Source organism: Pseudomonas sp. 1L-B-1-E-C1 (assembly GCF_057291835.1).
In genome coordinates this window covers 104,403-123,101 of the sequence record NZ_JBXAWN010000011.1, presented here as the reverse complement: position 1 = coordinate 123,101, position 18,699 = coordinate 104,403, and the positions used below count along the sequence as shown (strand labels likewise).

The 18,699-nt window shown below is 61.4% G+C and carries 14 protein-coding genes; 12 read left to right on the top strand and 2 right to left on the bottom strand.

Annotated elements, in window-relative coordinates; genetic code table 11:
- Positions 1–10: 10 nt before the first annotated feature.
- Positions 11–3,289 carry a PAS domain S-box protein gene (locus tag AC0Z4S_RS19910; RefSeq protein ID WP_485624324.1) on the bottom strand — a complete coding sequence of 1,093 codons (3,279 nt, stop codon included), beginning with the start codon at positions 3,287–3,289 and terminating at the stop codon, positions 11–13.
- A 64-nt stretch (positions 3,290–3,353) separates the two neighbouring features.
- Positions 3,354–4,244: a LysR family transcriptional regulator gene (locus tag AC0Z4S_RS19905; RefSeq protein ID WP_042609424.1), complete on the bottom strand. Its 891-nt coding sequence runs from the start codon at positions 4,242–4,244 to the stop codon at positions 3,354–3,356.
- A gap of 139 nt (positions 4,245–4,383) precedes the next feature.
- On the opposite strand from AC0Z4S_RS19905, the gene leuC reads away from it, so the two are divergent.
- The 12 genes from leuC (at position 4,384) to AC0Z4S_RS19845 (ending at position 18,628) form a co-directional block, all read left to right on the top strand.
- On the top strand, positions 4,384–5,814 hold the full coding sequence (leuC, locus tag AC0Z4S_RS19900) for a 3-isopropylmalate dehydratase large subunit (RefSeq protein WP_041478531.1): 1,431 nt from the start codon (positions 4,384–4,386) through the stop codon (positions 5,812–5,814).
- Positions 5,815–5,816: 2 nt separating this feature from the next.
- The gene (leuD, locus tag AC0Z4S_RS19895) at positions 5,817–6,461 is read left to right on the top strand and encodes a 3-isopropylmalate dehydratase small subunit (RefSeq protein ID WP_024012386.1); all 645 of its coding nucleotides are present in this window, start codon (positions 5,817–5,819) and stop codon (positions 6,459–6,461) included.
- A 132-nt stretch (positions 6,462–6,593) separates the two neighbouring features.
- A complete protein-coding gene (locus tag AC0Z4S_RS19890; protein ID WP_485624322.1) occupies positions 6,594–7,361 on the top strand; it encodes a class I SAM-dependent methyltransferase in 768 nt (255 codons plus the stop codon).
- Positions 7,362–7,416: 55 nt separating this feature from the next.
- Entirely contained in the window at positions 7,417–8,499 is a 1,083-nt protein-coding gene (leuB, locus tag AC0Z4S_RS19885) for a 3-isopropylmalate dehydrogenase (RefSeq protein WP_485624321.1), read from the top strand.
- A 66-nt stretch (positions 8,500–8,565) separates the two neighbouring features.
- Positions 8,566–9,678, top strand: coding sequence for an aspartate-semialdehyde dehydrogenase (gene asd, locus AC0Z4S_RS19880; protein ID WP_071171651.1), 1,113 nt, complete (start codon positions 8,566–8,568; stop codon positions 9,676–9,678).
- 246 nt (positions 9,679–9,924) lie between these two features.
- The gene (locus tag AC0Z4S_RS19875; RefSeq protein WP_485624320.1) at positions 9,925–10,935 is read left to right on the top strand and encodes an aspartate-semialdehyde dehydrogenase; all 1,011 of its coding nucleotides are present in this window, start codon (positions 9,925–9,927) and stop codon (positions 10,933–10,935) included.
- A gap of 208 nt (positions 10,936–11,143) precedes the next feature.
- Positions 11,144–13,798, top strand: coding sequence for a motility hub landmark protein FimV (locus AC0Z4S_RS19870; RefSeq protein ID WP_485624318.1), 2,655 nt, complete (start codon positions 11,144–11,146; stop codon positions 13,796–13,798).
- 241 nt (positions 13,799–14,039) lie between these two features.
- Entirely contained in the window at positions 14,040–14,864 is an 825-nt protein-coding gene (truA, locus tag AC0Z4S_RS19865; RefSeq protein WP_047600206.1) for a tRNA pseudouridine(38-40) synthase TruA, read from the top strand.
- A gap of 64 nt (positions 14,865–14,928) precedes the next feature.
- Positions 14,929–15,561, top strand: coding sequence for a phosphoribosylanthranilate isomerase (locus tag AC0Z4S_RS19860; RefSeq protein ID WP_485624317.1), 633 nt, complete (start codon positions 14,929–14,931; stop codon positions 15,559–15,561).
- A gap of 199 nt (positions 15,562–15,760) precedes the next feature.
- Positions 15,761–16,681, top strand: coding sequence for an acetyl-CoA carboxylase, carboxyltransferase subunit beta (accD, locus tag AC0Z4S_RS19855; protein WP_016773939.1), 921 nt, complete (start codon positions 15,761–15,763; stop codon positions 16,679–16,681).
- Positions 16,678–17,985, top strand: coding sequence for a bifunctional tetrahydrofolate synthase/dihydrofolate synthase (folC, locus tag AC0Z4S_RS19850; RefSeq protein ID WP_485624315.1), 1,308 nt, complete (start codon positions 16,678–16,680; stop codon positions 17,983–17,985). Before accD ends, folC begins: the two co-directional genes overlap by 4 nt.
- On the top strand, positions 17,969–18,628 hold the full coding sequence (locus AC0Z4S_RS19845; RefSeq protein ID WP_485624314.1) for an SPOR domain-containing protein: 660 nt from the start codon (positions 17,969–17,971) through the stop codon (positions 18,626–18,628). Before folC ends, AC0Z4S_RS19845 begins: the two co-directional genes overlap by 17 nt.
- Positions 18,629–18,699 lie beyond the last annotated feature (71 nt).

Here is an 18,699-nt window from a genome sequence, read left to right as displayed (position 1 = left end):
TTTGCGTCCGCTATTCGAGCAGAATTTTCAGATCTTCCAACCCCACCGGCCGGCTGTGCAGATAGCCCTGATACAAATGGCAGTCCAGCCCTTGCAAAAACGCCAGTTGGGCCGATGTCTCCACGCCTTCGGCAATGACTTCCAGCTCAAGGCTGCGGGCCATCGCGACAATTGCGCGAATGATCTCCGCGACATTGGAGTCGGTGGTCGCATCGCGGATGAACGACTGGTCGATCTTCAGGGTGTCTACCGGCAGACGCTTCAAATAAGTCAGCGACGAATAACCGGTGCCGAAATCATCCATGGCGAAGCTCACGCCGAGCTTTTTCAAGCGGCGCATTTTGCTGATGGTGTCGTCCAGATTCTGGATGACGATGCCTTCGGTGATTTCCAGTTTCAGCAGCGAACAGGGCAGGCCGTGGCTGGTCATGCTGTGTTCGATGCGTTCGACGAAATCGTTCTGGCGGAACTGCCGCGGACTGATGTTCACGCACAGGCTGAAGTTGAGCGGGTCGACGAGTTTCAGTGCGATCAATTGTTTGAAGGCATTGCAGGCTTCATCGAGGATCCAGGTGCCGACTTCAAGGATCAGGCCGCTGTCTTCCAGCACCTTGATGAACTCGGTGGGCGATTGCGCGCCGAGTTCGGGATGGTTCCAGCGCACCAGGGCTTCGGCGCCGATGATGCGGTTGTCGCGGGCATCGACTTGCGGCTGGAAGTGCACGTTGAACTCGCCGCGTGACAGCGCCAGCCGCAGGTCGGTCTCCATGCGCAGGCGTTCGCTGGCCGCTTTCTGCATGGTGTTGTGATACATCTGCGTGGTGTTGCGCCCGGAATCCTTGGCGCGGTACAGGGCGATGTCAGCGCGTTTGAGCAGGTCGGTCGGGGTCGAGCCGTGATCAGGAATCAATGCCACGCCGATGCTCGGTGTCACTTGCAGGCGCTGGCCATCGAGGAACATCGGCTCCGAGAGCAGCTCACGAATGGTGTCGGCCAGCGCGCGCACTTGCTCGCTGACTTCACTGCGCGACCCTTCGAGTCCGCTGAGCAATACCACGAACTCATCGCCACCGAGGCGCGCCACGGTGTCTTCCATGCGCACGCTGGCTTCCAGCCGTGCGGTGATGATTTTCAGCACGGTGTCGCCGACCGGATGACCGAGGGAATCGTTGATGTGCTTGAAGTGATCGAGATCGAGAAACAGCAAGGCGCCGCGCAGATTGTGGCGCTTGAGCAGAGCGATCTGCTGACTCAGGCGATCCATCAGCAAGGCGCGATTGGGCAGGTTGGTCAGCGGGTCGTGATAGGCCAAATGACGGATCTGCGCTTCGGCGTTCTTCAACAGGCTGACGTCGCGCGCGGTGAGTAGCAGGCAGGCGGTTTCGTTAAGGGTGATCGGCTCGACCGAGACTTCCACGGTGAGCAATTCGCCGCGCTTGTTGCGCCCGAGCATTTCCTGATGATGCACGCGGCCCTTGATCTGCAGTTCGGCGAGTAGCGTCGAGCGCTGTTTTTCTTCGGCCCAGATCCCCACTTGATAAACGGTTTTGCCCACCACTTCGTCGGCGCGGTAGCCGGTGAGGCGACAGAAACCGTCGTTGACTTCCAGATAACGTCCGGTGTCGCGCTCGGTGATGGTGATGGCGTCGGGGCTGGAGTGAAATGCCTTGGCGAACTTTTCTTCACTGGCCTTCAGCGCCGCTTCCGAGCGCTGTTGCTGGGTGATGTCGCGCAAGGTGGTGACGATGCACGGCTGATCGCCGACGCTGATCTGCCGGCTGGAAATCACGCAGGTCAGCGACTGGCCGTCCTTGTGCTGAACCAGAATCGCCACGTTGCTCAGGCCTTGTTCGCGAATCACCCGTTCGATGCGTTGCAGGCTCTTTGCCGAGGCGTCCCACAGGCCGATTTCTTCGGCGGTGTGGCCAATCACATCGGCGGCGCTCCAGCCAAAAGTCTGGCTGAAGCTTGAATTGATCTCGATGAACTCCCCGGTTTCCTGGCGCGTCACGCAGATCGGATCGGGGCTCACCTGAAACAGCGTGGCGAATTTCTCTTCCGAGGCCACCAGACGCTGTTCGCGCTCGACCTGGTCGGTGATGTCCAGCAACGTGCCGGCCATGCGCAGCGGCGCGCCGTTGTCGTCGCGATACAGGCGCGCGCGGCTTTCCAGATAACGCGAGCTGCCGTCGGGCAATTGCACGCGATAGGTCAGTTGATAATTGCCGGCGGGGCCTTCGCGCAGGCTGCGGTAGGCGTCGCGCATGCTGTCGCGTTCTTCGCCTGGGACGCCTTCGAAAAACTCCTCGAAAGACTCGTGAAACGGAATGGGCTCCAGCCCGTGCAATTGCGCAGCGCGCGCCGAGCCGTAGAGCATGCCGCTGGGGATGTGCCAGTCCCAGGTGCCCAGTTGTGCCGAATCCAGCGCCAGGTCGAGGCGTTCCTGGCTGTCCTTCAAGGCCAGTTCGGCGGCTTTGCGTTCGGTGGTGTCGAGAAATGTGCTGAGCAGATAGGGCTGGCCCTCGAGCTCGACTTTCTGCGCGCTGAGGATGCCGTCGTGGACCTGGCCGTTGCTGGCGCGGAACTGCACTTCCATGCTGATCAGCTCGCCTTTGGCCTTGGTTTTTTTCACCAGTTCGGCGCGTTGCTCCGGATGCACCCACAAGCCCAGTTCCAAGGTGGTGCGGCCGATCGCGCTTTGCACCGGCCAGCCGAACAGGCTTTCGAAATACTGATTGGCTTCGCTGATCAGACCGTCCTCCTGACGGGTCAGCAGAACCATGTTAGGGCACAGGTGGAAAAGTGTAGCGAAACGTTTCTCGGAGCTGCTCAGGGCCTGCTCGCGTTGGCGTTGGTGGGTGATTTCGCGAATCACCCCGATCATTCGGGGCCGGCCGTTCTTGTCGGGCAATAGGCTGCCACTGATTTCCAGCCAGTGCAGGCTGCCGTCGGGCCAGCGGATGCGGTGATGCATCGCCTGTTCCAGCGGCGCGCCGGCGATCACCGCGTGGAAGGCGCGCACGGTTTTCGCGCGGTCTTCCGGCGGCAACAGGTCGAGGTACTCAAGGTCGGCGGGCAGCGGCTGTCGTGGATCAAACCCGAACAACGCCTGAGTGCCCCGCGACCAGCTGATCTGCCCGCGCTCGATGTCCCAATACCAGGCACCGAGCCGCGCGCCGTTGAGCGCGGCGAGCAATTGCGGCGCGCTTTCCCAGCTCTGCTCGGAATGGCGCGGATCAACAGCCTGGATTCGCGGCATCGGCGGAATTCGGTCAACAGATTTCGGCATTGTCAGCGGGCCTTGAGCTGAGTGGCGTTAGGCACAGGGGGCGGCTCTATAGGATTAGCACAAGTCAGGCCGGAGTCCCTGGCCGATCGATTTGTGCATCCAGCAGGGCCATGAAGGCTCTTGCTGCGTTCGATAGCGTCCGTTCGGTGTGCAAGATATAGCCTAGCTGGCGAGTGAGCTGTATGCCCGGCAATGCGATGCTTGCCACTTGCTCATCGAGCATGGTGCGCGGCAGCACGCTCCAGGCCAGGCCGATGGAGACCATCATCTTGATGGTTTCCAGGTAGTTGGTGCTCATGGCGATGTTCGGCGTCAGGCCCTGGGCTTCGAACAAACGCTGGACGATGTGATGGGTAAAGGTGTTACCGCCGGGGAAAACTGCCGGATGGCCGGCGATGTCCGCCAGACTGACGGCGCCGTTGTTGATCAGCGAGTGCTCCGGGGCCACGACAAAATCCAGCGGGTCGTCCCACACCGGCGTGGCTTTGACCAGGGTGTGCGGCTCCGGCGCGAGGGTGATGACTGCCAGTTCTGCACGCCCGTGGAGAATTTCCTCGTAGGCCACTTCCGAATCGAGGAACTGAATATCCAGCGCGACCTGTGGGTAGCGGCGAGTGAACTCCCTTAATAGAGGAGGCAAGCGGTGCAGGCCGATGTGGTGACTGGTGGCCAGAGTCAGACGGCCGCTGACTTCCCCGGTCAGGTTGGTCAGGGCGCGGCGGGTGTCGTCGAGCACATTGAGAATCTGATAAGCCCGTGGCAGCAGGGCGCGCCCAGCCTCGGTCAAGCCGACTTCACGTCCCAAGCGATCGAACAGGCGCACCTTTAATTGCTGCTCAAGCCCGGCGATGCGCTTGCTGATCGCCGGTTGGGTCAGATGAAGGCGTTCGCCGGCGCCGGAGAAGCTGCCGGTCTCGGCGATGGCAATAAAAGCATTGAGGTTAGCCAGATCCATGTCGCATTCCAGTTGGTTATCCAAAGCATAAAAAATATGAATTTGAGTTATTTAATCTAACCCCATAGGATCGGCCTCACAAGCCAAAGGGTTATTGATAAGCCCAGGGCATAGAAACAAGCTGATGAGGAACCGTCTGATGGCCGGCAAAACGCTCTACGACAAACTCTGGGATTCGCATTTGGTCAAGCAGCGCGACGATGGCTCTGCGCTGATCTACATCGATCGTCACATCATCCACGAAGTGACTTCGCCGCAAGCCTTCGAAGGCCTGCGTCTGGCCGGGCGCAAGCCTTGGCGCATCGATGCCAACATCGCCACCCCGGACCACAACGTACCGACCACCCCGGAGCGCAAGGGCGGCATCGAGGCCATTGCCGACCAGGTTTCGCGTTTGCAGGTACAGACCCTCGACGACAACTGCGATGAATACGGCATTGTCGAGTTCAAGATGAACGACGTTCGCCAAGGCATCGTCCACGTCATCAGCCCGGAGCAGGGCGCGACCTTGCCGGGTATGACGGTAGTCTGCGGCGACTCGCACACCTCCACCCACGGCGCATTCGGTGCATTGGCCCACGGCATCGGCACATCCGAGGTCGAGCACGTGCTCGCCACGCAGTGCCTGGTCGCCAAAAAAATGAAGAACATGCTGGTGCGCGTCGAAGGCCAATTGCCGTTCGGCGTGACCGCCAAGGACATCGTCCTCGCCGTGATCGGCAAGATCGGCACCGCCGGCGGTAACGGCCATGCCATCGAATTTGCCGGCAGCGCGATCCGTGATCTGTCCGTCGAAGGCCGCATGACCATCTGTAACATGTCCATCGAAGCCGGCGCCCGCGTAGGCCTGGTGGCGGCGGATCAAAAGACCATCGACTACGTCAAGGGTCGTCCATTCGCGCCGAAGGGCGAGCAGTGGGACATGGCCGTCGAAGCCTGGAAAGATCTGGTCTCCGACGCCGATGCCAAATTCGACACAGTGGTCGAGCTGGATGCCGCGCAAATCAAGCCGCAAGTCAGCTGGGGCACTTCCCCGGAAATGGTTTTGGCTGTTGATCAGAACGTACCGGACCCGGCGAAGGAAATGGATCTGGTCAAGCGCGATTCGATTGTCCGTGCCCTGAAATACATGGGTTTGACCGCCAATCAGGCGATCACCGACATTCAGCTCGATCGCGTGTTCATCGGTTCCTGCACCAATTCGCGCATCGAAGACTTGCGCGCCGCTGCGGTGATCGCCAAGGGCCGCAAGGTTGCATCGACCATCAAGCAGGCGATCGTCGTGCCGGGCTCGGGTCTGGTCAAGGCGCAGGCGGAGGCCGAAGGCCTCGACAAGATTTTCCTCGAAGCCGGTTTCGAGTGGCGTGAGCCGGGTTGCTCGATGTGCCTGGCGATGAACCCGGACCGTTTGGAGTCCGGCGAGCACTGCGCCTCGACTTCCAACCGCAACTTCGAAGGCCGTCAGGGCGCCGGTGGCCGTACCCACCTCGTCAGCCCTGCCATGGCGGCAGCAGCAGCGGTGAACGGCCGTTTCATCGACGTTCGTGAATTGATCCAAGGAGCACAGTAAAGATGAAGGCATTCACCCAGCACACTGGTCTTGTCGCGCCTCTGGATCGTGCCAACGTCGACACCGATCAGATCATTCCCAAGCAGTTCTTGAAGTCGATCAAGCGCACCGGTTTCGGTCCGAACCTGTTCGACGAGTGGCGTTATCTGGATGTTGGCCAGCCGTATCAGGACAACTCCAAGCGCCCGTTGAACAAGGATTTCGTGCTCAACGCCGAGCGTTATCAGGGTGCCAGCGTGCTGCTCGCCCGCGAGAACTTCGGCTGCGGTTCAAGTCGTGAACACGCGCCGTGGGCGCTGGAAGAGTATGGTTTTCGCAGCATCATCGCGCCGAGCTACGCCGACATTTTCTTCAACAACAGTTTCAAGAACGGCCTGTTGCCGATCATCCTCAGCGATGCAGAAGTTGATGAACTGTTTAAGCAGGTTGAAGCCGAGCCGGGTTATCAATTGCAGATCGACCTGCAAGCGCAGACCGTGACCCGCCCGGATGGCAAGGTCTACAGCTTCGAGATCGACGCGTTTCGCAAGCACTGCCTGCTCAATGGTCTGGACGATATCGGCCTGACCTTGCAGGACGGTGATGCGATTGCGACGTTCGAGGCGAAACATCGGGTTAGCCAGCCGTGGTTGTTTCGCGACGCCTGATTCGAGATTGATGTAGTCAGGGCGGGCCTCTTCGCGAGCAGGCTCGCTCCCACCTTGGAATGCATTCCCCTGTGGGAGCGAGCCTGCTCGCGAAGACGGCAGCGCAAACAACATAGATACCAGGATGTGACCATGACCAGCACCGCCCAACACACTCAGGTCGTACAAAAGCAATTCGGCGAACAGGCCGCCGCTTACCTGAGCAGCGCCGTTCACGCCCAAGGCAGTGAATTCGCAGTGCTGCAGGCTGAGCTGGCCGGGCAGGGCGCGGCACGGGTGCTGGATCTGGGCTGTGGCGCCGGGCATGTCAGTTTTCATGTGGCGCCGCTGGTCAGGGAAGTGGTGGCCTACGACCTGTCGCAGCAAATGCTCGATGTGGTTGCGGGCGCTGCCGTCGATCGCGGCTTGAGCAATATCGTCACGGTCAATGGCGCTGCCGAGCGCCTGCCGTTCGCCGATGGCGAGTTTGATTTTGTGTTCAGTCGTTATTCGGCGCATCACTGGAGCGACCTGGGCCTGGCCTTGCGCGAAGTTCGCCGGGTGCTCAAGCCGGGCGGGGTGGCAGCGTTCGTCGATGTGTTGTCACCGGGCAGTCCGTTGTTCGACACTTACCTGCAAAGCGTTGAAGTACTGCGCGATACCAGTCACGTCCGCGACTACTCCGCCGCCGAGTGGCTGCGCCAGGTCAGCGAAGCCGGTCTGCATGTGCGCAGCACCACGCGCCAGCGCTTGCGTCTGGAGTACCGCAGTTGGGTCGAGCGCATGCGCACGCCCGAGGTGATGCGCGGGGCGATCCGCCAGTTGCAGCAGTCGATGGGCAACGAGGTGCGTGAGTATTTTGAAATTGATGCCGACGGCTCGTTCAGTACCGATGTGATCGTACTGATGGCTGAGCGATAAGAATTTTTCCGGGCGCGCCGTTCAGTGGCGCACCGCTTGAAGACACGAGGAAAGCATGAGCAAGCAGATTCTGATTCTCCCGGGTGACGGCATTGGTCCGGAAATCATGGCCGAAGCGGTCAAGGTGCTGGAACTGGCCAACGACAAGTACAGCCTGGGCTTCGAGCTGAGCCACGACGTGATCGGTGGCGCGGCCATCGACAAGCACGGCGTGCCGCTGGCCGACGAAACCCTGGAACGCGCCCGTGCTGCCGATGCTGTGCTGCTGGGCGCGGTCGGTGGTCCGAAATGGGACACCATCGAGCGTGACATCCGCCCCGAGCGCGGTCTGTTGAAGATCCGTGCGCAACTGGGCCTGTTCGGTAACCTGCGCCCGGCGATCCTCTATCCACAACTGGCCGACGCGTCGAGCCTGAAACCGGAAATCGTTGCCGGCCTGGACATCCTCATCGTCCGTGAGCTGACCGGCGGCATTTACTTTGGCGCGCCGCGTGGCACCCGTACGCTGGACAACGGCGAGCGTCAGTCCTACGACACCCTGCCGTACAGCGAAAGCGAAATCCGCCGCATCGCCCGTGTCGGTTTCGATATGGCCATGGTCCGCGGCAAGAAGCTCTGCTCGGTGGACAAGGCCAACGTCCTGGCGTCCAGCCAGTTGTGGCGTGAAGTGGTAGAGCAGGTTGCAAAGGATTACCCGGAAGTCGAACTGAGCCACATGTACGTCGACAACGCCGCCATGCAACTGGTGCGTGCGCCGAAGCAGTTCGACGTGATCGTCACCGACAACCTGTTCGGCGACATCCTCTCCGACGAAGCGTCGATGCTCACCGGCTCGATCGGCATGCTGCCGTCGGCCTCGCTGGACGCCAACAACAAGGGCATGTACGAGCCTTGCCACGGTTCGGCGCCGGACATTGCCGGTCAAGGCATTGCCAACCCGCTGGCGACGATCCTGTCGGTGTCGATGATGCTGCGTTACAGCTTCAATCTGCACGATGCTGCCGATGCCATCGAAAAAGCCGTCAGCGTCGTACTCGATCAGGGCTTGCGCACCGGCGACATCCACTCGGCCGGTTGTACCAAAGTCGGTACGCAGGAAATGGGCGACGCAGTAGTCGCCGCGCTGCGGAATCTGTAATCTCTCGGGCCCGCTGCGAAATTCAATACAAAGCAGCGGCCCACTTTTCAAGAAGGTGTAGTTGCGATGAAACGTGTAGGTCTGATCGGTTGGCGCGGGATGGTCGGTTCCGTGCTCATGCAGCGGATGCTGGAAGAGCAGGATTTCGATCTTATCGAGCCGGTGTTTTTCACCACGTCCAATGTCGGTGGTCAAGGCCCGTCCGTGGGCAAGGACATTGCTCCGCTCAAGGACGCTTACAGCATTGACGAGCTGAAGACCCTCGACGTGATCCTGACCTGCCAGGGCGGCGACTACACCAGCGAAGTATTCCCGAAGCTGCGCGAAGCCGGCTGGCAGGGCTACTGGATCGATGCGGCGTCGAGCCTGCGCATGAACGATGACGCGGTGATCATTCTCGACCCGGTCAACCGCAAGGTCATCGACCAGCAGCTGGACGCGGGCACCAAGAACTACATCGGCGGCAACTGCACCGTCAGCCTGATGCTGATGGGCCTGGGCGGTCTGTTCGAAGCCGGTCTGGTCGAGTGGATGAGCGCCATGACCTATCAGGCGGCCTCCGGTGCCGGCGCGCAGAACATGCGTGAACTGATCAAGCAAATGGGCGCGACCCACGCCGCTGTCGCTGATCAACTGGCCGACCCGGCCAGCGCGATCCTCGACATCGACCGTCGTGTTGCCGAGGCCATGCGTAGCGAAGCGTACCCGACGGAAAACTTCGGCGTACCGCTGGCCGGCAGCCTGATCCCGTGGATCGACAAGGAACTGCCGAACGGCCAGAGCCGCGAAGAGTGGAAGGCCCAGGCCGAGACCAACAAGATTCTCGGCCGCTTCAAGAGCCCGATCCCAGTCGACGGCATCTGCGTGCGCATTGGCGCCATGCGTTGCCACAGCCAGGCGCTGACCATCAAACTGAACAAAGACGTACCGATCGCCGATATCGAAGGGCTGATCAGCCAGCACAACCCTTGGGTCAAACTGGTGCCGAACAACCGCGAGATCAGCATGCAGGAGCTGAGCCCGACCAAGGTCACCGGCACCCTGAATGTCCCGGTCGGCCGTCTGCGCAAGTTGAACATGGGTTCGCAATTCGTCGGTGCCTTCACCGTCGGCGACCAGCTGCTGTGGGGCGCGGCCGAACCGCTGCGGCGCATGCTGCGGATCCTGCTGGAGCGTTGATCGCTTGACGCGATGAAAGAGCCCGCGCCTTGAAAGAGGTGCGGGTTTTTTTATGCCAAGGATTTCTCGGGTGTCTGTACTGCCTTTTTCGCGAGCAAGCTCGCTCCCACAGGGGAATGCATTTCAAATGTGGGAGCGAGCTTGCTCGCGAAGGGGCCGGTGCTGACACCGCAAAACCTGCAGAAATTGCCTGTGCGCCACCCACCCGGTAAAGTGCCGCTCCCCCGTTTTGCCAGAGGTAGCTCCATGACCCAGACTTTCGATATCGCCGTTATCGGCGCCACCGGTACTGTCGGCGAAACCCTCGTACAGATTCTCGAAGAACGCGACTTCCCGGTCGGCAACCTGCACCTGCTGGCCAGCAGTGAATCAGCCGGTAGCTCGGTGCTGTTCCGCAACAAAAACGTACGCGTGCGCGAGGTCGACGAGTTCGATTTCAGCAAGGTCAAACTGGTGTTCTTCGCCGCCGGCGCCGCTGTGTCGCTGAGCTATGCGGCACGCGCCCATGCTGCCGGCTGCTCGTTGATCGACCTGTCCGGCGCCTTGCCGGCCGATCAGGCGCCGCAGGTGGTGCCGGAGGCCAATGCCGAAGTCCTCGCCAGTCTGAAAAGCCCATTCCAGGTCAGCAGCCCGAGCCCGTCGGCCACTACGCTTGCTGTTGTGCTCGCGCCGCTGCTCGATCTGATTGATCTGCAATACGTCAATGTCACCGCCAATCTGGCCGTTTCTGCGCAAGGTCGCGAGGCGGTAACCGAGCTCGCGCGGCAGACCGCCGAGCTGCTGAACATGCGCCCGCTGGAGCCGACGTTCTTCGATCGGCAGATGGCGTTCAACTTGCTGGCCCAGGTCGGCACGCCGGATGCGCAGGGTCACACGCTGCTGGAAAAACGTCTGGTGCGTGAGCTGCGCCAAGTCCTGGCGAAACCTTTATTGAAGATTTCTGCCACTTGCGTTCAAGCCCCGGTGTTTTTTGGCGATAGCTTTAGCGTGACCTTGCAGTCAGCAAGTGCTGTTGACCTGGAAAAGGTCAACGCAGCGCTCGAAGCTGCGCCGGGCATCGAGCTGGTTGATGCCGGCGATTATCCGACCGCTGTCGGCGATGCAGTGGGGCAGGACATGGTCTATGTCGGGCGCGTGCGCAGCGGCGTCGACGACCCGGCGGAACTAAATCTTTGGCTGACGTCAGATAACGTACGCAAAGGCGCGGCCCTCAATGCCGTGCAACTGGCTGAGTTGTTGATAAAAGACCTGCTGTAAAAGATACTTGGCAACAATTTGTCGACTGATTCTAGGTGCGCGCTATGCTTGCCCGAAGCGATCGATGACGAGTCACTCTCCGGGACTTTCCGGGGCAGCACAGAAATGATCGCGCGCGGCGACTTCCGTCGTCGCGCGCAATGCCTTACGGCAGCGGTATTCAAAAGCTTCTCGCTGGCCGAGGAACGTTCAAACAAAGGATGAGGCTATGGTTCAAGTTCGCAAACTGGTGTTAGCAATAGCGGCCGCCTCGGCGCTGTCCTCCGGTATGGCGCATGCCCTCGGGCTCGGGGAGCTGACCCTGAAGTCGACCCTGAACCAGCCGTTGGTGGCTGAAATCGAGCTGCTCGACGTCAAGGATCTCACCGCCGCCGAGGTGGTGCCGAGCCTGGCTTCACCCGAAGATTTCGCCAAGGCCGGCGTCGATCGCCAGGCCTTTCTCAATGATCTGACCTTCACCCCGGTGCTCAACGCCAACGGCAAAAGCGTGTTGCGCGTGACCTCGAGCCAACCGCTGTCGGAACCGATGGTGAAGTTTCTCGTGCAGGTGATGTGGCCCAATGGCCGCTTGCTACGTGATTACAGCGTGCTGCTCGATCCGTCGAAGTTTTCGCCGCAGACCGCTGACGCCGCTGCGCAACCGGCGCCGTCGCAGACCATCACCGCGCCAACCACTGGCGCCACCCATCGCAATCAGTACACCACTACGCCGCGCGACACCCTGTGGGAAATCGCCGCGAAGGCGCGTAACGGCGGATCGGTGCAGCAGACCATGCTGGCGATCCAAGCACTCAATCCGAATGCCTTTATCGACGGCAACATCAACCGTCTGAAAACCGGTCAGGTGCTGCGTCTGCCGGACTCGGTACAAAGCACCGCGCTGCCGCAATCGGCAGCCATCGCTGAAGTGGCGGCGCAGAACGAAGCCTGGCGTCAGGGTCGTCGTTACGTGGCCAAGCCGGGCACCGGTCAGCAGCAGTTGGATGCGACCAATCGCGGCCGTGGCAACACCGGTGCGGCGCCCAACACTCAGGACAATCTGAGCCTGGTCTCGGCAGAAAGCGCCAAGCCCGGTGCGAAAGGCCCGGCGGGCGACGCCAAGGCGCTGAGCAACAAACTGGCAATCACTCAGGAAAACCTCGACACGACCCGTCGTGACAACGAGGAACTGAAAAGCCGAATGGCTGATCTGCAGAGCCAGTTGGACAAGCTGCAAAAGCTGATCGAGCTGAAGAACAATCAGCTGGCGAAGATGCAGGCCGACGGCGCCGGCGCTGCGCCTGGCGCCACTGCTGCTGTGCCGCCGGTGCCGGCGATCACTGCCGAGCTGGCCGCGACTCCGCCGGCCACCCCGGCGGACGCCGCAGCCGCTTCACCCACTCCGGAGTCGGCCATTGCGCCTCCAGCGGAAACGCCGGTCGAGCCGGTCGTCGAGCCGGTGGTTGAAACCACGCCCGCTGCTGACGATGACAAAGCTTTCAACGAACTGCTGACCAATCCGATCCTGCTCGGCCTGATCGGCGGCGGTGCGGTGGTTCTGCTGCTTCTGTTGTTGCTGCTGGCGCGTCGTCGCAAAGCTCAGCAGGAAGCCGAAAAGCACCTGCGCATGGCGCGCGCCCTGGCTGAAGAACAAGAGTTTTCCGCCGAGCATGATTTGCCGGAAAGCAGCTTCTCTGGCCTGGAAACTCCTGCGGCGAGCGTCAAGCTCAACACGCCTGCTCCGGCACCTGCGCCAACGCCCGCACCGGTTGTCACTCCGGTGGTGATGGCCGCGCCGATCGCCGCGCCTCTGGTGGCCCCGGCCGGCGAACGCTCGGATGACGTCCTTGACAAGGCGCAATCGCACATCAACGCCGGTCGCCTGAACCAGGCCGCCGCGCTGCTGGAAGAGGGCGTCAGCCTCGAGCCGGAACGCAGCGATCTGCGCCTGAAGCTGATGGAAGTCTACGGTCAGCAGGGCGACCGCGATGCGTTCGTTGCGCAAGAGCGTCAACTGGTGGCCAACGGCGACAATTTCGCCAAGGTCGAAGCGCTGAAAAGCCGCTTCCCGGCCATGGCCGTGGTTGCTGCCGGTGGGCTCGCGGCTGCGGCCGTCGCTGCCGAGCTGGACGCGCAGTATGTCAAGGAACTGTTGCAGGACGAGCCACAAGCGCCTGAGCCTGCTGCTGACGATCTGGACACGGCGTTCGATTTGAGTCTGGACGACCTCGACAACATCACCCCGGTAGATCCTGCGCCAGTGGTTGAGCCAGAAGCGCCGGTCGAGCTGGATGAATTCCCGGCCGAAGACGATCTGAGCTTCGCCTCGGTGCTGCAAGAGCAGACCGAGATGAAAGACAATCTCGACGATCTGTCGGACTTCGATCTGGACATGGACCTCGGCGCCGAACCATCGCCGGCCACGTTGGCTGAAGATGACTTCCTGCTCGATCTGGATGACGGTGTGAAAGATCTGCCGCCGGTCGAGACGCCGGTAGTCGCCGACGTGCCGCAGGACGATCTGGAGTTGCCGGCCGATTTCGACCTGTCGCTGGCAGACGAAATGGACACCAATCCCGCCGCCGAGCCGGACGCCTTCGCGGCCGAACTGGACGACGTCAATGCCGAGCTGGATCGCCTGTCGCAAAGCATGGCCGAGCCGACCTTTACCGAAGCGGACGCTGCGATGGGTGACGATCTGGGCGAAGACGATTTCGACTTCCTCGCCGGGACTGACGAAGCGGCGACCAAACTCGATCTGGCCCAGGCTTACATCGACATGGGCGACGCTGACGGTGCGCGTGACATCCTCAACGAAGTGTTGACCGAGGGTGACGAGAAGCAGCGGGGCGAGGCCAAGGAAATGCTTTCCAACCTGGTCTGAGTTCAGCAGTAGACAAAAACGGCAGCCCGGTGGGGCTGCCGTTTTTGTTTGAGTCACTGGAATCAAAAGATCGCAGCCTTCGGCAGCTCCTACAGAGGGCGCATTCCCATGTGGGAGCTGCCGAAGGCTGCGATCTTTTGATCTTGAAACTGGCATCCCCGGCCCACCGCCTTATAATGCCCGCCTTTGCAAATCAGCAGGCTGTCCCACCTTGGCAAACATAGATAACCCGGTCGCCGAAATGGCGCCCGACGGCTTTTACCGCGTCGCGCTGGGCGTTGAGTACAAAGGCTCGCGCTACAGCGGCTGGCAGCGGCAACTGACCGGCGTGGCGACGGTGCAGGAAGAGCTGGAAAAAGCCTTGTCGAAAGTCGCCAACTCGCCGGTTTCCCTGCAATGCGCCGGGCGTACCGATGCCGGCGTACATGCCTGTGGCCAGGTGGTGCACTTCGACACCCAGGTCGATCGCTCGCTGAAAGCCTGGGTCATGGGCGCCAACATCAATCTGCCCCACGACATCAGCGTCAGTTGGGCCAGGGTCATGCCGGCGCATTTTCACGCGCGCTTCAAAGCCATCGCGCGGCGTTATCGCTATGTGATCTACAACGATCAGATTCGCCCGGCGCACCTCAACGAAGAAATCACCTGGAATCACCGTCCGCTCGACGTCGAACGTATGGCCGAGGCGGCTCAATACCTGATCGGTACCCACGATTTCAGCGCGTTCCGGGCCGGTCAGTGCCAGGCCAAGTCGCCGATCAAGAAGATGCATCATCTGCGCGTGACCCGCCACGGCAAGATGATCGTGCTCGACATTCGTGCCAACGCGTTCCTGCACCACATGGTGCGCAACATTGCCGGTGTGCTGATGACCATCGGTGCCGGTGAGCGTCCGGTGGAGTGGATGAAGGAAGTGCTGGAAAGCCGCGAGCGTCGCTCCGGCGGGGTGACGGCGCATCCATACGGGTTGTATCTGGTGCAGGTCGAGTACCACGACGAATTCCCGTTGCCCGAGCGCTTTATCGGGCCACATTTCCTTACGGGTTTCTCCGAACTTGACGGCTGACGCCCTCGAACGCTTTTGTTACCATCCGGGACGTTTTCGGATTTTGCCTTGAGGTTTTCCTGACATGTCAGCCGTTCGCAGCAAGATCTGCGGCATTACCCGCATCGAAGATGCATTGGCCGCGGTCGAAGCCGGTGCCGACGCGATCGGCCTGGTGTTCTACGCCAAGAGCCCGCGAGCGGTGAACGTGCAGCAGGCGCGGGCGATCATCAAGGCGCTGCCGCCGTTCGTGACCACTGTCGGGCTGTTCGTCAATGCCAGCCGTTGCGAGCTGGGAGAAATCCTCGATGCGGTGCCGCTGGATCTGCTGCAATTCCATGGCGACGAAAGCGCCGAAGAATGCGAAGGCTGGCATCGTCCTTACATCAAAGCGCTGCGGGTCAAAGCGGGTGATGACATTGCTGCTGCCTGCGATGCCTTTCCCGGCGCCAGTGGCGTGCTGCTCGACACCTATGTCGAAGGGGTGCCCGGTGGAACCGGCGAGGCGTTTGACTGGTCACTGATTCCGCAGCATTTGAGCAAACCGCTGATTCTGGCCGGTGGCCTGACGCCGGAGAACGTTGCCGACGCGGTAGCACGGGTCAAGCCCTACGCGGTGGATGTCAGCGGCGGGGTAGAAGCGAGCAAAGGCATCAAGGATCACCAGAAGATTCGCGCATTCATCAACGCGGTGCGCGGCAATATATCGTCGATGTGACGGCTGGCAGTCTGCCGCCGTCCATCAATGCACTTGCACAAAGCAGGCGCGGCTGAGGGTTGCTGAATCGTACGCAGGTCATGTTTCGCGCTGACCGCGACCGTTCATCAACCATCGCCACACACATGAATTTAGCTCAAGGGCATACGCGGGGCTGCGAACCAGAGCGTTCGGGCCGCCGGTACTGGAGAAAGAAAGCATGAGCAACTGGTTAGTAGACAAACTGATCCCTTCGATCATGCGCTCGGAGGTCAAGAAGAGCTCGGTGCCTGAAGGTCTGTGGCACAAATGCCCGTCCTGCGAGGCGGTGTTGTACCGTCCGGAACTGGAAAAGACCCTGGACGTTTGCCCCAAGTGCAACCATCACATGCGCATCGGCGCACGTGCGCGCATCGACATCTTCCTCGATCCGGAAGGCCGCAACGAACTGGGCGCCGATCTGGAGCCGGTTGACCGCCTGAAATTCCGCGACGGCAAGAAGTACAAGGATCGCCTGGTTGCTGCGCAAAAGCAGACCGGCGAAAAAGACGCGCTGATCTCGGTCAGCGGTACCTTGCTGGGCATGCCGGTGGTGGTTTCGGCATTCGAATTCAACTTCATGGGCGGTTCCATGGGCGCCATCGTTGGTGAGCGCTTCGTTCGCGCTGCCAACTACGCACTGGAAAACCGCTGCCCGATGATCTGCTTCGCTGCTTCCGGTGGTGCGCGCATGCAGGAAGCGCTGATCTCGCTGATGCAGATGGCCAAGACCTCGGCCGTGCTGGCGCGTCTGCGTGAAGAAGGCATTCCGTTCATTTCCGTACTGACCGACCCGGTCTACGGCGGTGTGTCGGCCAGTCTGGCGATGCTCGGCGACGTCATTGTCGGCGAGCCGAAAGCCCTGATCGGCTTCGCCGGTCCGCGTGTTATCGAGCAGACCGTGCGCGAAAAACTGCCGGAAGGCTTCCAGCGCAGCGAATTCCTGCTGGAGCACGGCGCCATCGACATGATCATCCACCGTCAGGAACTGCGCCCGCGTCTGGGTAACCTGCTGGCGCAGATGACCGGCAAGCCGACGCCGAAGTTCGTCGCCGCGCCGATCGAGCCGATCGTGGTGCCGCCGGTGCCTGCCAACGTATGACCCAGCGCACCCTTGGTGAATGGCTCGCCTACCTCGAGCAGTTGCATCCGTCGGCCATCGACATGGGCCTGGAGCGTTCGCAACAGGTAGCGTCCCGCATGGGGCTGGGCCAGCCGGCGCCTCGGGTGATCACGGTCACCGGCACCAACGGCAAGGGCTCGACCTGCGCGTTCGTGGCTTCGTTGCTGCGCGCGCAGGGCCTGAGCGTTGGTGTCTACAATTCTCCGCACCTGCTGCGCTACAACGAGCGGGTGCAGCTCAATGGCGTCGAAGCCACTGACGCCCAGCTGTGCGAAGCCTTTGCTGCGGTCGAGGCTGGCCGCGGCGACACTTCCCTGACTTACTTCGAGATGGGTACCCTGGCGGCGTTCTGGCTGTTCCAACAGTCCGCGCTTGACGCTGTGGTGCTTGAGGTGGGGCTGGGCGGACGTCTGGACACGGTCAATGTGGTCGATGCCGATATCGCACTGGTCACCAGCATTGGCGTCGATCATGCCGACTATCTGGGCGATACCCGCGAATCCGTAGCCTTCGAAAAGGCCGGGATCTTCCGTCACGGCAAGCCGGCCTTGTGTGGCGATCTGAATCCTCCGCAACCACTGCTCGACAAGGTGCACGAACTGGCTTGCCCGCTCTTCCTGCGTGGACGCGATTTCGATCTCGGCATCACCGAGCAGCATTGGCAATGGCGCGGTACTGATGCACAGGGGCAGGCAGTCGAGTTACACGATTTGCCATTGCTTGATCTGCCGATGGAGAACGCCGCACTGGCGCTGCAAGCCTATCTGCTGACGGGTTTGCCGTGGAATGCCGAACAGATTGTCGCGGCGTTGCAGGCGACGCGCGTGGTCGGACGCCTCGATCGTCGATCGTTCGAATGGAATGGCAAGCGCCTGAACCTGTTGCTGGACGTTGGCCACAACCCGCACGCCGCCGAATATCTCGCGCGTCGTCTGGCCGCGCGGCCGCCGGTTGGCAAGCACCTGGCGGTGTTCGGCCTGCTGGCGGACAAGGATCTGGATGGTGTTGTTGGCGAATTGAATGCTAGTGTCGCGCATTGGGCTGTCGCGCCGCTGGATTCGCCACGCGCGCGTCCGGTCGCGGAGTTGCAGGCCGCGCTGCAGAACCTTGGCGCTTCGGTCGCGTCCTACGACAGCGTCGCCGCTGCTCTGGAAGGGCAGTGCGCGGTAGCGACCAGCGACGACGAGATTCTGTTGTTCGGATCATTTTATTGTGTCGCCGAGGCCCTTGAGTGGCTGGCCCGGCGCTCCACGGAGGAAGCGGCGAATGGCTTTGCTGGATAAAGCGTACAAGCAGCGCATGGTCGGCGCGCTGGTGCTGGTAGCGCTGGCGGTGATCTTCCTGCCGATGCTGTTTTCCCGCCAGGACGAGCAGCGTCAGGTGACAGTCGAGGCCCCGGCTGCGCCTCAGCCTTCGGCCCTGCCGCAAGTGCAAATGGACCCGGTCGCCGTGCCTGAGCCGCAGGCTTTGCCGCAAGAGCCGGTGCCGACTGCCGAAGAGGTCGCTGAAGAAGCAGTGCCTGCTGCTCCGGCTGCCCCGGCTGCGCCAGCACCGACCATCCCTGCGCAGATTGCCCGCCCGGCGACGCCGCCACCGGTGGCCAAGCCGATACCGGCGCCGGCCCAGCCGATCACCTCTGCAACGAGCAAGCCCGATACCACGCAGAGCCGCGTCGATGCCAACGGTCTGTCGGTGAGCTGGTCGGTACAACTGGCCAGTCTGTCCAGCCGTGCCAGCGCCGAAAGCCTGCAGAAAAACCTCCGCAGCCAAGGCTACAACGCCTACATTCGATCGGCTGACGGCAAGAATCGGGTGTTCGTCGGTCCGCTGATCGAGCGCGCCGAAGCTGATCGCCTGCGCGATCTGCTGAGTCGCCAGCAGAACCTCAAGGGCTTCGTTGTCCGTTTTCAGCCTGAACGTGGCTGAAATCTATCACCTCGATTGAAAAGCACAGACAATCGCAGCTTACCGACAGCCATGCGCTCTGCTAAAATGCG

Bases quoted from the DNA above. Each gene is read 5' to 3' on its own strand.
- AC0Z4S_RS19910 (WP_485624324.1), bottom strand. From the start codon at position 3,289: ATGCCGAAATCTGTTGACCGAATTCCGCCGATGCCGCGAATCCAGGCT.
- AC0Z4S_RS19905 (WP_042609424.1), bottom strand. From the start codon at position 4,244: ATGGATCTGGCTAACCTCAATGCTTTTATTGCCATCGCCGAGACCGGC.
- leuC (WP_041478531.1), top strand. From the start codon at position 4,384: ATGGCCGGCAAAACGCTCTACGACAAACTCTGGGATTCGCATTTGGTC.
- leuD (WP_024012386.1), top strand. From the start codon at position 5,817: ATGAAGGCATTCACCCAGCACACTGGTCTTGTCGCGCCTCTGGATCGT.
- AC0Z4S_RS19890 (WP_485624322.1), top strand. From the start codon at position 6,594: ATGACCAGCACCGCCCAACACACTCAGGTCGTACAAAAGCAATTCGGC.
- leuB (WP_485624321.1), top strand. From the start codon at position 7,417: ATGAGCAAGCAGATTCTGATTCTCCCGGGTGACGGCATTGGTCCGGAA.
- asd (WP_071171651.1), top strand. From the start codon at position 8,566: ATGAAACGTGTAGGTCTGATCGGTTGGCGCGGGATGGTCGGTTCCGTG.
- AC0Z4S_RS19875 (WP_485624320.1), top strand. From the start codon at position 9,925: ATGACCCAGACTTTCGATATCGCCGTTATCGGCGCCACCGGTACTGTC.
- AC0Z4S_RS19870 (WP_485624318.1), top strand. From the start codon at position 11,144: ATGGTTCAAGTTCGCAAACTGGTGTTAGCAATAGCGGCCGCCTCGGCG.
- truA (WP_047600206.1), top strand. From the start codon at position 14,040: ATGGCGCCCGACGGCTTTTACCGCGTCGCGCTGGGCGTTGAGTACAAA.
- AC0Z4S_RS19860 (WP_485624317.1), top strand. From the start codon at position 14,929: ATGTCAGCCGTTCGCAGCAAGATCTGCGGCATTACCCGCATCGAAGAT.
- accD (WP_016773939.1), top strand. From the start codon at position 15,761: ATGAGCAACTGGTTAGTAGACAAACTGATCCCTTCGATCATGCGCTCG.
- folC (WP_485624315.1), top strand. From the start codon at position 16,678: ATGACCCAGCGCACCCTTGGTGAATGGCTCGCCTACCTCGAGCAGTTG.
- AC0Z4S_RS19845 (WP_485624314.1), top strand. From the start codon at position 17,969: ATGGCTTTGCTGGATAAAGCGTACAAGCAGCGCATGGTCGGCGCGCTG.